We start from the raw sequence: 12,520 nt of genomic DNA on the forward strand, positions 1-12,520 counted from the left end.
GGCCGCCAGACGTTGCAAAGGGGCGGTGTTACTTGATGCGTTGACCTGGCTTGGCGCCGCTATCCGGGCTCAACAGGTAAATTTCTTCACCGCCAGGGCCAGCAGCCATCACCATGCCTTCGGACATGCCGAAGCGCATTTTGCGTGGTTTCAGGTTGGCAATCATCATGGTCAGGCGACCTTCGAGCTCAGCCGGATTCGGGTAGGCACTTTTGATCCCCGAGAACACGTTGCGTTGCTCGTCACCAATATCCAGTGTCAAGCGCAGCAGCTTGTCGGCACCTTCAACGGCTTCTGCCTTGAGGATCAGCGCAACGCGCAAGTCCACTGCGGCGAAGGTATCGAATTCGATTTCTGCTGCCAGCGGTTCCTTGACCAGTTCACCGTTGCCCTGTGGGGCAGCGGTGCCGGTGTCGGTCTGGCTTGCGATCAAGTCTTCTTTCGAGGCGTCTGTCATGGCTTGAACCTTGACCGGGTCGATACGGGTCATCAGTGGCTTGAATGCGTTTAGCTGATGATTGGCCAGCAACACGTTGTGATCGCTCCAGATCAAGGGCTCGACATTGAGGAACGCCTCAGCATCGGCTGCAAGCACGGGCAGTACCGGCTTGAGGAAGATGACCAGTTGACGGAACAGATTGATGCCCAGTGCGCAGACGGCCTGTACTTCATCCTGCTTGCCTTCAACCTTGGCCATAGCCCAAGGTGCCTTGTCGGCGATCCAGGCGTTGGCGCGGTCTGCAAGACCCATGATTTCACGCATTGCGCGCGCAAAGTCACGGGCTTCATAAGCCTCAGCAATGCTTGGGGCTGCAGCCAGGAAGGCTTCTGTCAGCTCGGGGGCTGCGTTGCCCTCGACCATGACTCCCGCGTTGCCCTTGTGGATGAAGCCTGCACAGCGGCTGGCAATGTTGACAACTTTGCCGACCAGGTCCGAGTTGACCTTCTGTACGAAGTCTTCCAGGTTCAGGTCCAGGTCATCGACGCCGCGGCCCAGTTTGGAGGCGTAGTAGTAGCGCAGGTATTCCGGTGCCAGATGGTCCAGATAGGTGCGGGCCTTGATAAAGGTGCCGCGCGACTTGGACATTTTCTGGCCGTTGACGGTCAGGTAGCCGTGAACATTGATGGCGGTAGGTTTTCGATAACCTGCGCCTTCGAGCATTGCTGGCCAGAACAGGGCGTGGAAGTTGACGATGTCCTTGCCGATAAAGTGATACAGCTCGGCGGTGGAGTCCTTTGCCCAGTACGCATCGAAGTCCAGTTCCGGACGGCGTGCGCAGAGGTTCTTGAAGCTGGCCATGTAGCCGATTGGGGCATCCAGCCATACATAGAAGTATTTGCCGGGTGCGTCCGGGATCTCGAAGCCGAAGTACGGCGCATCGCGGGAGATGTCCCACTGTTGCAGGCCGGCATCCAGCCACTCGGCGATCTTGTTGGCCACGGCATCTTGCAATGCACCACTACGGGTCCAGCTTTTGAGCATGGCGTCGAAGTCGGGCAGCTTGAAGAAAAAGTGTTCGGAGTCTTTCAGTACCGGAGTGGCGCCAGAGATTGCCGATTTCGGGTTTTTCAGGTCAGTGGGGGCGTAGGTTGCGCCGCACTTTTCACAGTTGTCGCCGTACTGATCATCTGTGCCGCATTTAGGGCAGGTGCCCTTGATGAAGCGATCGGCCAGGAACATTTTCTTTTCCGGGTCGAAGTACTGGGTGATCGAGCGGGTAGCGATATGCCCGGCTTCGCGCAACTTGAGGTAGATCGCACTCGACAGCTCACGGTTTTCTTCGGCGTGGGTCGAATGGAAGTTGTCGAAGTCGACGAGGAATTCGGCAAAGTCGGCGCTGTGTTCAGCCTGGACGTTGGCGATCAGTTGCTCGGGTGTGATGCCTTCTTTCTCGGCGCGCAACATGATGGCCGAGCCGTGGGCGTCGTCTGCGCAGACATAAGTGCATTGATTGCCGCGAAGTTTCTGGAAGCGCACCCACATATCGGTCTGGATGTACTCAAGCATATGGCCAAGGTGAATTGAACCATTGGCATAGGGCAGGGCGCTGGTGACGAGGATCTTGCGTGGCTCGGACATGGGGCTCGGCTACTTGATGAGACGGTGGTCGGCCACTATAAAGCGCCGAGCAATATATTTCACCCCGTGACGGTGTATCTGATCGTTTACGCTGATTTTGACTGTTTCGAAAGCCTGCTTGCGCAGGTCTATTACAGGTACGATAGCGACCTGTTTTACTCAGTCTTTACGGGAGTTGCTCATGAGCGCAGTCAATCGCGCAGCGGTGGAGGCCGTCCTTCGCCAATACACCGACCCTTATTTGAATCAGGACCCGGTCAGTGCCGGATGCGTTCGCAATATCGAGATTCAGGGCGAACGCGTCAGTGTTCAGCTTGAGTTGGGTTATGCCGCGGGCCTGTTCAAGAGCGGTTGGGCGCAAGTGTTGCAAACGGCTATCGAGAACATGGATGGCGTGAGCTCGGCCAAGGTCGAGATCAGTTGTGTGATTGCGTCGCATAAGGCGCAGGCACAAATACCGGGCCTGGCCAATGTGAAAAACATTGTGGCCGTTGCTTCTGGAAAGGGTGGGGTTGGTAAATCCACTACCGCAGCCAACCTGGCGTTGGCGCTGGCTCGTGAAGGTGCGCGGGTCGGGATTCTGGATGCGGACATTTACGGCCCGAGCCAGGGCGTGATGTTCGGCATTGCGGAAGGGACGCGGCCAAAGATTCGCGATCAGAAATGGTTTGTACCCATTGAGGCTCACGGTGTTGAAGTCATGTCGATGGCGTTTCTTACCGACGACAACACGCCAATGGTCTGGCGCGGCCCGATGGTGTCGGGAGCCCTGTTGCAGTTGGTAACGCAGACCGCTTGGAATGACCTGGATTACCTGGTCATCGATATGCCGCCGGGTACCGGGGATATCCAGCTGACCCTGGCGCAAAAAGTCCCTGTGACCGGTTCTGTGATAGTGACAACCCCGCAAGATCTGGCTTTGCTGGACGCGCGCAAGGGTGTCGAGATGTTCCGCAAGGTGAACATTCCGGTGCTGGGCGTGGTGGAAAACATGGCGGTACACATTTGCTCGAACTGTGGTCACGCTGAGCATTTGTTCGGTGAGGGTGGTGGCGAGAAGCTGGCGACGCAATACGGTGTTGAAGTGTTGGCTTCATTACCGCTGTCGATGGAAATCCGCGAGCAGGCCGATAACGGCAAGCCAACCGCGGTTGCTGATCCCAATAGCCCGATTGCATTGATCTACCAGGAACTGGCACGTCAGGTGGGTGCGCGTATTGTCCTGCACGAAGCGGCTTCGCAGGCCATGCCGACCATTACTACCAGCGACGATTGATTCTTGAGAGTCAATTTAAGCAAGGCCTCGTAGCAGCTGACGAGCTCTGCGAGGCTGCGTCCGGCTGCGAAGCAGTCGTAAACCCGGTGTGCGCAATCTCGCAGAAACATCGAAGCTGAATGGTTCTGCGAGCGCTTCGCACTCGGACGTAGCCTCGTACTGCTCGTCAACTGCTACAAATGTTCAGGCATAAAAAAACCCCGCTTTTAAGGGCGGGGTTTTTTACTGGATCAGCACAAGTTAGATAACTTGAACTTCCTCAGCTTGCATGCCTTTCTGACCGCGGGTAGCGATGAAAGAAACCTGTTGGCCTTCTTTCAGGCTTTTGAAGCCGTCGGATTGGATTGCTTTGAAGTGAACAAACAGGTCGTCACCGGATTGTGGAGTGATGAAGCCGAAGCCTTTTTCATCGTTGAACCACTTAACGGTACCAGTTTGGCGATTAGACATGGTGTAACTCCTTGAACAAAGATAACTGCGACGCAGGAAAAGCCCTGGCCGAGACTGAGTGCAAAGAGCAGGAAAAATTCTTGGAGATGGTTGGATCGAAATTCAACATATCGTGTAGAGATTCTCAGTGACACAAGCAGCACAGTGGCGCCACCTTAACGCTTTTTTCCGAACGTGCAAAGGGTCTTTGCGAAGGTTTCTCTAAAAACGTGACTGACGGTTGCCCTCACAGCCTGTATTCACGGCATCTACAGCTATTTTCGATATTTTTGCCCCAGACTTTTGAACCGGGCCCTAGGGGGCGGTAAGATGCCCGACAGAATTTTCTACCTCGCTATTCAGGACACCCGCCATGAGCATCAAACCAGACAAGTGGATTCGCCGCATGGCGCAAGAGCACGGCATGATCGAACCTTTCGTCGAGCGTCAGGTGCGTGAAGAAGGCGAGAACCGTCTGATTTCGTACGGTGTATCGAGCTACGGCTACGACGTTCGTTGCGCAAACGAGTTCAAGGTGTTCACCAACATCAACTCGGCGACCGTTGATCCGAAGAACTTCGACGCGGGCAGCTTTGTTGATGTCACCAGCGACGTTTGCATCATTCCGCCCAACTCCTTCGCTCTGGCGCGCACTGTTGAATACTTCCGTATCCCGCGAAATGTGCTGACCATCTGCCTGGGTAAAAGCACCTACGCGCGATGCGGCATCATCGTTAACGTGACGCCGCTCGAGCCTGAGTGGGAAGGCCATGTAACGCTGGAGTTCTCTAACACCACCACATTGCCTGCCAAGATCTACGCCAACGAAGGCGTGGCACAAATGCTGTTCTTCGAATCCGACGAAGAGTGCGAAGTGTCGTACAAGGACCGTGGCGGCAAGTATCAGGGGCAGCGCGGCGTGACTTTGCCACGTACCTGACGAACAGAGGGAATTCTTGAGCGATAAAGCACTCTATTGAGTGTATTTCCGGTTACGCATCCAGCGAGCCGGATCATCGCTCAGGAGTGCCTCATGAAGATTGATCCGACTATCCGCGCCCAACTGGCAAGCCTTGAGCCCAATCAGGTCGGGGTGCTGGCGTGGTCTCTGCTTGCCTTTCCCCAGTTACATGCAGGTGGCATCCCCGGCCAGCCTGACCCTGACTCCCCGCAACCGATCGAGCCCGAGCCGGGCGTGCCTACGTTGCCCGACGAGCCTCCGCCTGCCCCGATTGCCTGAATATTGAGCTGCCTTAAGCCGATTGGCTCAAGGTGAAAGCAAATAGCCGCTGCGATAAGCATCGCGGCCTGCCACGTGGGCAATGACCATGCCCGCCGTGGCCATTCGCCGAAGAGACCGTGCGTAGAGCAAACCCGGGTGGGTGCAGTAGACCGGTGTAAGCCGGTCGCTGATCGGATCAATGATTTCGGCAATCAACTGTCCAGCGCTCAGGCAGTCGCCAGGTTTGGCAATGAATACCAGCAAGCCGCCCACAGGCGTCGTTACGGGCTCCACACCGCCCAAGGGCGTCGCGGGATAGAGCAGGGGCGGTAAAGGTCCAGGCTCGCCTTCTATCGCGCCGAAATCGATCATGTAATCAATCAGCGCCTGGCAGTCGTGCTCGGCATGCTGGTGGCTGACGTCACCCAGGCCACGCAACTCAAGGGTGACGGAAATGCTGCCCTGAGGGATGGGGAAGCAATGTTCGAAACGCTTTTGTAACTGCCACCACAGCAGGGTGAAGCACTCATCGAACGACAACCCGCCGGAGTCTGTTGCCAGCAAGCTGGCTTGAGCGCCGAGATAACGCGCCAGCGGCTCCACCTGCAGCCAGGCCTCAGGTGTGGTGTACAGATGGGGGACTGCCTCGTAGTCACAGTGCAGATCCAGCACTACATCAGCATCGCAGGCCAGCGTTTGCAGAATCAGGCGTTGCGAGTGCAACTGCGTTGATGGCACTTGCGCTGCCAGCACTTTGCGCACGTGACGACGAATCAGTTGCAGGTTAAATGCGGGATCGTTGCTCAACTGACCTTCAAGCTCGTCACCGATTTGCTCACTGAGATCGAGGAAGTTTCGGTTGAAGTTTTGCCCGCTTTGCAACTCGTAACGACCCAGCGGGATATCCATCAGTACCTGGTCCAGACCGGCCGGATTGGCCACCGGTACCAGCACGATCTCACTGCGCAATCGTCCTGCTGCTTCCAGTTCGGCCAAGCGCTGCTTCAGGTGCCAGGCAACCAGCATGCCCGGCAATTCATCTGCATGCAGTGAGGCCTGAATATAGATCTTGCCCCGGGGCTGGGAGGGGCCGTAATGAAAACTGTGGATATGCCGTTCTGTCCCTGGAACTGGCGCCAGCAATGAGTGAATTTGATGTCGCTGCATGGTGACGTCCTTGTAAGCCGGGTTGAGAAGGCCCGCAGTAGCGTTGTGCCCAATCAGAACAATGCAAGCACATTAACGGTGGCATACACATTTTATTTGCGAAGGTGCCATCAGCCACCAGCCCTCTCCAGATGTGTGCGGGAGAGGGCTGTTGACGACTTTTTCAGTACGGGCCAGTTATTTGCCCGGAACCAGGGTAAGGCGGGTTTTACCGTAGGTTTTGTCGAAGTTTTGCGGTTGCATGGGGAAGCCGATGTACTGGCCCTTGAGCCACGGGTCTATGCCGTCCGTGTAGTGCGCACTGTCCGGGTTGCTGGATTGGCCCGTGCTGTTTTGCCCCATCATCGGTTCAGCTTGCCCGAAATCGACGATCATGCGCATTGCAGGGATCAGCGTCACGTCGAAGTTTGATCCGGCGACGTTGTAAGCCGCAGTGTTGAGCGTGGTGTGATCGCCCCCGGCCATGATCGGACCGCGTACCGTCTGGCCGTTGGCATTGCGCCACAGATATTGATGCAGCTTGCCCCACTGCCAGGCCTTGTGGTCGTTGCCCATCAGGCGGTCACCGGTGCTGATGGCGCCCGCCAGACTCCGGGCCAGAATGGCTGGTTTGTCTTCTTTTTGCGGGGTACGAATATCGTCCCAGAAGGGGCTGTCCTCACGGCCCAGCAAGTGGTCTGCCACCGCCGAGTAAGACAGGTTGCTGTTACCAATAAATGCCTTCCAGCCAGCACTGCCCTCCGGGCCCAACTCATCAAGGAAGAGCTGTCGGGTGCTTTCCTGCAAAAACAGCTCATACAGCGCCGCATCGGACGAGGTCGGGCTGAGTTTTGCGTCAAAAGCCATCAGTCGGGCGAGGGCTTCACGGGCCTTGGCTTGATCCGCCACGGGCAACCCTGCGATCGCCTGCTTGAGTGGCTGCGCCATGCCGGGGGCGACCAGCATGGTTTTCAGTTTGGCCGCGAACAGCGTGGTTTGGTCGTACTGCATCGCGATCATACTGCGAGCATCCTGCTTGCCGCTGCCTGCCAGTTGCGCAAGGCGCTCACTGCGCTCAGGTGAGAGCCACGAATTGGACAGTTGCATGCCGTAGCCATAGGCGGCTGTTCGCTGGTTCGCCGTCCCCAGCCAGCCCTGAGCCGGGTCCTGGTCGTAGGGGTGCAGCATCGGGTCGGCGTAGCCCTCCCAGTCGTAACGGCTATCCCAGCCCGGTGACGGAAAGAGGCCCAGGCCCTCCCTGCGGTTGGGGTAGAGGCCGGTCACTTGCCAGCCAATATGACTGGCATCGGCATACAGCAAATTCAGCGCCACAGCGCGGATCTCGCGGCTGGCATCCGACGCTTTTTCGCTATTTTGGGCACGGGACAGGTCGAAAAACGCGTCCAGGGTCTTGTCACCCTTCAGGTCCGGGGTTTGGAGGGCAAGGCCAAGGCTGCTGTTCAGCGCCGTTGGGGTGCCTACGGCGCTGTTTAACAGCGGCCCGTGTCGTGTTTCGTAAATGACCTCACGCACCGGGCGTTGACCTTTGACGAAAAACGTTTCGTTGCGCACGGTCGCCGGCAGCCATTTGCCGTCGGCCAGGTAGTACAGGCTGTTACCTTGGCGTTTGAGCTTCTCCAGGAACACGTCCTGGTTATCGCCCATTGCCGTGCTCATGCCCCATGCCACTTTGCCATTGAACCCGGCAAACAGCGTCGGCAAGCCCGCGATGGTTGCACCTGCAGCCTGATATTTAGGTGCACGGATCTGCACGTAGCTCCACGCCGAAGGGACGCCGATGGGCTGGTGAATATCGTTGGCCAGCAGGCTTTTGCCGCTGCGACTGCGCTGTGGGCCAATCGCCCAGTCACTCGAGGCCGTAACCCCGGGCAGGCTCAGTTGCGTGACCTGCTCCAAAGCCTGGGTCAAGCCGCTCAAGCCTTGCAACTGGCTACCAAGGGCAAGGCCTTTGAGCTTGTCTGCTTCGCTGGTGGGCAGGGCTTCGTTGGGGTAGGTTGGCGTCAGCCACGGGAGCTTGTCCGTGCCGACTTTTTGCGCCAGTACCAGGGAGTTGAGTTCTTCTTGTAGATTGACCGACATCCCGAAGTTCAGCAGGCTGAAAATCAGCGCCGAGTCTTCAGGCTTCCAGTATTCGACTTTATAGCTGGCTTGCGCCAGATCGGCCGGGAGCTTGTCGCGATAGCGGAACAAATAGGCGTTGACCCCGCGGGCATATACCTCGAAGAACTTCTTAAGGCGCGGAGAGGCGCTTTTATAGAGTTCGTCAGCATTCTTTTTCAGATTAACGGTGCGCATCAATCGGTCGGTTTCCAGCGCATCTGAGCCGTTCAGTTCGGCCAGGCGACCTTGTGCCAGCAAGCGCAAGCGCACCATCTGACTGATACGGTCACCGGCGTGCACATAACCCAGGGTGAACAGGGCGTCATGAAAGCTGCTGCTTTCGATCAGCGGCATGCCCTGACTATTGCGACGCACCGATACATTCTGCGCAAGCCCCTTGAGGGGGTGCATGCCAGAGGTTGGCACCAGGCTTTCAGTGGTCTGATTGTTTATCTGGCAACCGGTCAAGCCCAGCAGGCTGACCACTGCCGCGGCAACGCCGAACCGGGGAAGAAAATGAGTAAGGGCTGGCGAGGCCATGGCGAAGCTCCTGCGGGGGGTATGTCATCGAAAGGCGCTACGTTAGTGAGGCCGATGACACCGCGCAAGCGCTATCTTGGGGTGTTGTGGCGCCTCGCACTGCGCAACAACTGCAGGCGCCGGGGAAGGCTGCGATCAGGTCCTAAGGCCCTTTAGATTCATGGCGCCGCTGCGCGGCCCGTTGCAGCCTGCGGCAGCGGCTCCACAAAGTCTGATTGGATTACTTCTGCGGGTTGATCTTATCCACCAGCGCGTAAGCCCGCTCAGTGGCCGGGCGGGCCTTGACGCGCTGGAACCACACCTTCAGGGCCGGGAAATCGTCAAGGTTCTGGCCTTGCCATTCATGGGGCACGATCCACGGGTAAATCGCCATGTCGGCAATGCTGTATTCGGCCCCGGCCACAAAGTCCCGGCCCTCCAGTTGTTTGTTCAATACACGGTACAGACGGGCCGTTTCATCGGTGTAACGTTTTATCGCATAGGGGATTTTTTCAGGTGCGAAGCGATTGAAGTGATGATTTTGCCCGGCCATGGGGCCCAGACCGCCCATTTGCCAGAACAGCCATTGCAGGGCCATCTGCCGACCGCGCAGATCTTTGGGCAGGAATTGCCCGGTTTTTTCCGCGAGGTACAACAAAATGGCGCCGGACTCGAACAGCGAAAGCGGTTCGCCACCGTCTGCCGGGGTCTGATCGACAATCGCCGGGATGCGATTGTTCGGGGCTATCTTCAGGAAGTCCGGAGCAAACTGTTCGTTTTTGCCGATGTTGATCGGATGAACCTTGTAGGGCAGGCCAGCTTCTTCAAGAAACAACGAGACTTTGTGGCCGTTGGGAGTGGTCCAGTAATAAAGATCGATCATGAAGGGCTCCAGAAGGGAATATTCACGCAGCAACAGACGACCATCGGTGGTAGTCGTTGGCTGTGGACTGTCAGTTTTACTCTCTAAACCTCGTAGCATGAAAGCGTGTGGTGGCTTCTTGAGTTGATTTTTCATAAAGCAAAAACACAAACGCCGCACATGCCCAAGGCAGGTGCGGCGTTTGCAGAGCGTCCCGAGGGATCAGGCGCCGTGGCACTTCTTGAATTTTTTGCTGCTGCCGCACGGGCAAGGGTCGTTGCGGCCAACGTCTTTCAGTTCGTTGCGCACAGGCTCTTGAGGGGCATGGCCGCAATGCGGGCCATGGACATGACCATTGTCGTGATCATGGGTGTGGCCATGATCATGATCGTGGTTGCAGTCGGGGCCATGAACGTGGGGTTGCTGGGTCATTGCTCAATCACTCTGGAATAAAATCACCGGGGATTATCTCGCCTTTACGCGTCACGTGCACGTCGTAACCGTAGAACAGGCCGGTTTCGAGTGTGCCCTCAAACCGGTAGGGGATGGGCTGATCGGGTGTTTCGAGCAATTTGACCAGTGGCCGCACTTGTGGCCAGAGGTTGGTGCGAACAGGGATCACGAAATCTGCCTGGCTGTTGGGCTCCACGCTGAACCAGTGTTCACGTTCACCTTCAGTGAGCTTTATGGTGCCCAGATAGACGGTATAGCTCAGGCCCCGCACGGTGAGTGTGGATTCATTCGGGTTATCGACGATGAAGTGCAGCTTGAAGCGTTGCTCCAGCAATTTGGCCTGAACCAGTTCAACCCTTACAAGACGTATGTCCGGGTCCTTGTCTCCCGAATCAAACCAGGAGACGCACCCCGACAGCATCAGGACCATCGCCAGGGCCGTTGCTTTTATTATTTGAGCCCGAGCATCCATTCCTTACCCCTCAGAGCGCCGCATCAGCTCAGCCTATTGACTGAAAAAGCCGGCACAGCATTTTTTGAATTTAAGGCCGCTGGTGCATGGGCATGCATCGTTGCGCCCAACCTTTAGCGGTACCGTGGGGTCGATGAAATACCAACGGCCTGAGCTTTGCACAAATGACGAGCGCTCGCGGTGGCTGTGTTCACCGTTGGCGTCATGCCAGCGTGCAGTAAAGGTCACAAATGCGTGCTCTGGCTGACCGCCGAACACCTCGCTGCCTTCAATCGTCAGGCCCAGCCAGGTACTTTGCGCGCTCCAGTCGGCAATGGACAGGCGGTCGAGCCCGGCCTGCTGTACGGGCAAGGTGGTCGCCACCAGATAATCGATCAGTCCCAGCACATAGGCGCTGTAGCGCGAGCGCATCAAGGTTTCGGCGCTTGGGGCCGGGTGCCCTTCGTGATAGTGCCCGCAGCAGGCGTCCAGAAGATTGCCGCTGCCACAGGGGCAAATGGATGTACTCATCGGATTACCACCAATACTTGCCAAAATTTTCCGGGTTCGCCCAAAACCTGGCATTGAGCCAGTCGGGTACTTGTTTGTACTCGCGCAAATCGTAAGTGAATAGGGTCAATACCTGTTCGTCACGCTGAAAACGCTCATTACTTTGTAGTGCAAGCGCGAAAAAGTCGGTTTCTTTCCAGTCGCAGGCCGCCAGGTCCGCCAGCACCGCAATACGGCTGGCATTGAGGTTGCGAATCCCGCCCAGCAGCTCCAGGCCCGTGCGTTTGGGCAGGTGCTCCAGGCAATCGATCACCAGGGCGAGGTCAAAACGTTGCGCGGCAAGCTCCTGCGCCAATGGGCCAGGAGCCGCGTGAGCGACCAGCGCCTCGGGGTGCGCAGCCTGGAAAGCGGCCAGCGCCGGGAAGCTGCTGGCACCGACCACCAGCAAGCGTTGTGGCGCATAACGATCAAGCAGTGCTGCCAGCGCTTGCTGGGGCGTGCGTGTTGAAATACCGAGCGTCATCAAAAGTCCTCACTTAGAGCGTCCAAGACTAGCCTGCGCAAGCCTCGCGGCCTAGTGGGCAGTGTCGCGTGCTATCACCTTGCTGGCGCATACCCCAACCGAGGTCTTTACTTTCCGATGCATCGGCCAGACGCCGACCCTCAGGAGTGATCCCCTTATGAGCATCATCAGAACAGCATTACCTCTGGTTGTTCTTACAAGTGTTTTAACGGGCTGTGCCGGATTGCAGAAAACGGATTGGCCTACCTGTGCCGCAGTCGGCGGTGTGGGCGGGGCGGCGTTGGGCGCGATAAAAAGTTCGGCCTGGGCTGGGGGTGGCGCCGTGTTCGGTGCGGGCATGGCTGCCGCGTATTGTTGGGTCCATGGCGATGGCGATGCGGATGGCGATGGAGTGCTCGATAGCCTCGACAAATGCCCCGACACACCCATGGGCGTGAAAGTCGATGCAGTGGGTTGTCCAATAGTGGCCGTCGTTGTGGTGCAAGAAGTGGTCGTGGTTCAGGAAGAAGCCATTGTGGTGCGTGATGTGAATTTCGAATTCAACTCCGCCAAATTGACTGCGTCTGACAAGGACAAGCTCAATGTCATTGCCGCGCGCCTGAAAAAAGACGCGGCCAATGCGCAGCTCAAGGTCACCGGTTACACCGACAGCGTGGGCAACGAAGCCTATAACCTGAAACTGTCCAAACAGCGTGCGCAGTCAGTGGTCGAGTACCTGATCGAAAGCGGCGTTCCGCGCAGTCAGTTCGTTTCTGTGGCAGGTGCCGGTGAATCGAACCCGGTCGCCAGTAATCAGACCCCTGAGGGTCGGGCCCAAAATAGACGTACCGAAATTCTAATCGTCCGCTGAGCAGGCGCCGGGCATTGAGGTTCGCCGCAGATTTGATCCCGGGGTCAAATCTGCGGCGAAACTTTTTGTAAAGGTCTC

General features: G+C 57.3%; 13 protein-coding genes. 4 read left to right on the forward strand and 9 right to left on the reverse strand.

Annotated features, from left to right (window positions below; genetic code table 11):
* Positions 1-28: 28 nt before the first annotated feature.
* Positions 29-2,080 carry a methionine--tRNA ligase gene (gene metG / locus RGV06_RS19450; RefSeq protein ID WP_019823529.1) on the reverse strand — a complete coding sequence of 684 codons (2,052 nt, stop codon included), beginning with the start codon at positions 2,078-2,080 and terminating at the stop codon, positions 29-31.
* A gap of 181 nt (positions 2,081-2,261) precedes the next feature.
* Here metG and apbC point away from each other — a divergent pair, with 181 nt between their 5' ends.
* Positions 2,262-3,356 (forward strand): iron-sulfur cluster carrier protein ApbC, encoded by a 1,095-nt coding sequence (gene apbC, locus RGV06_RS19455; protein WP_046809586.1) that lies wholly within the window; start codon positions 2,262-2,264, stop codon positions 3,354-3,356.
* Positions 3,357-3,596: 240 nt separating this feature from the next.
* Here the strand turns inward: apbC and RGV06_RS19460 are convergent, their stop codons facing one another.
* Positions 3,597-3,806 (reverse strand): cold-shock protein, encoded by a 210-nt coding sequence (locus tag RGV06_RS19460; RefSeq protein WP_002554837.1) that lies wholly within the window; start codon positions 3,804-3,806, stop codon positions 3,597-3,599.
* Between the two features lie 352 nt (positions 3,807-4,158).
* On the opposite strand from RGV06_RS19460, the gene dcd reads away from it, so the two are divergent.
* Together dcd and RGV06_RS19470 are read left to right on the forward strand one after the other, a co-directional pair.
* Positions 4,159-4,725 carry a dCTP deaminase gene (gene dcd, locus RGV06_RS19465; RefSeq protein WP_016779707.1) on the forward strand — a complete coding sequence of 189 codons (567 nt, stop codon included), beginning with the start codon at positions 4,159-4,161 and terminating at the stop codon, positions 4,723-4,725.
* A gap of 93 nt (positions 4,726-4,818) precedes the next feature.
* On the forward strand, positions 4,819-5,025 hold the full coding sequence (locus RGV06_RS19470; protein ID WP_019823521.1) for a hypothetical protein: 207 nt from the start codon (positions 4,819-4,821) through the stop codon (positions 5,023-5,025).
* 27 nt (positions 5,026-5,052) lie between these two features.
* Here RGV06_RS19470 and RGV06_RS19475 read toward each other — a convergent pair whose 3' ends face one another.
* The 7 genes from RGV06_RS19475 to RGV06_RS19505 form a co-directional block, all read right to left on the reverse strand.
* Positions 5,053-6,174: a succinylglutamate desuccinylase/aspartoacylase family protein gene (locus RGV06_RS19475; RefSeq protein WP_322150947.1), complete on the reverse strand. Its 1,122-nt coding sequence runs from the start codon at positions 6,172-6,174 to the stop codon at positions 5,053-5,055.
* 177 nt (positions 6,175-6,351) lie between these two features.
* Positions 6,352-8,814 (reverse strand): penicillin acylase family protein, encoded by a 2,463-nt coding sequence (locus RGV06_RS19480; RefSeq protein ID WP_322150949.1) that lies wholly within the window; start codon positions 8,812-8,814, stop codon positions 6,352-6,354.
* Between the two features lie 220 nt (positions 8,815-9,034).
* Positions 9,035-9,676, reverse strand: a complete 642-nt coding sequence (locus tag RGV06_RS19485) for a glutathione binding-like protein (protein ID WP_019823516.1) — start codon at positions 9,674-9,676, stop codon at positions 9,035-9,037.
* Positions 9,677-9,877: 201 nt separating this feature from the next.
* Positions 9,878-10,087 (reverse strand): SEC-C metal-binding domain-containing protein, encoded by a 210-nt coding sequence (locus RGV06_RS19490; protein WP_019823514.1) that lies wholly within the window; start codon positions 10,085-10,087, stop codon positions 9,878-9,880.
* Positions 10,088-10,094: 7 nt separating this feature from the next.
* Entirely contained in the window at positions 10,095-10,580 is a 486-nt protein-coding gene (locus RGV06_RS19495; RefSeq protein ID WP_037031919.1) for an LEA type 2 family protein, read from the reverse strand.
* Positions 10,581-10,613: 33 nt separating this feature from the next.
* On the reverse strand, positions 10,614-11,090 hold the full coding sequence (locus RGV06_RS19500) for a YchJ family protein (protein WP_019823510.1): 477 nt from the start codon (positions 11,088-11,090) through the stop codon (positions 10,614-10,616).
* 4 nt (positions 11,091-11,094) lie between these two features.
* The gene (locus RGV06_RS19505) at positions 11,095-11,592 is read right to left on the reverse strand and encodes a DUF6231 family protein (protein WP_019823508.1); all 498 of its coding nucleotides are present in this window, start codon (positions 11,590-11,592) and stop codon (positions 11,095-11,097) included.
* 157 nt (positions 11,593-11,749) lie between these two features.
* Here RGV06_RS19505 and RGV06_RS19510 point away from each other — a divergent pair, with 157 nt between their 5' ends.
* Positions 11,750-12,442, forward strand: a complete 693-nt coding sequence (locus RGV06_RS19510) for an OmpA family protein (RefSeq protein WP_019823506.1) — start codon at positions 11,750-11,752, stop codon at positions 12,440-12,442.
* The last annotated feature ends 78 nt before the right edge of the window (positions 12,443-12,520 follow it).

Origin of the sequence: Pseudomonas sp. CCI3.1 (assembly GCF_034313985.1) — a bacterium.
In the GTDB taxonomy this organism is placed as follows: Bacteria; Pseudomonadota; Gammaproteobacteria; order Pseudomonadales; family Pseudomonadaceae; genus Aquipseudomonas; species Aquipseudomonas psychrophila.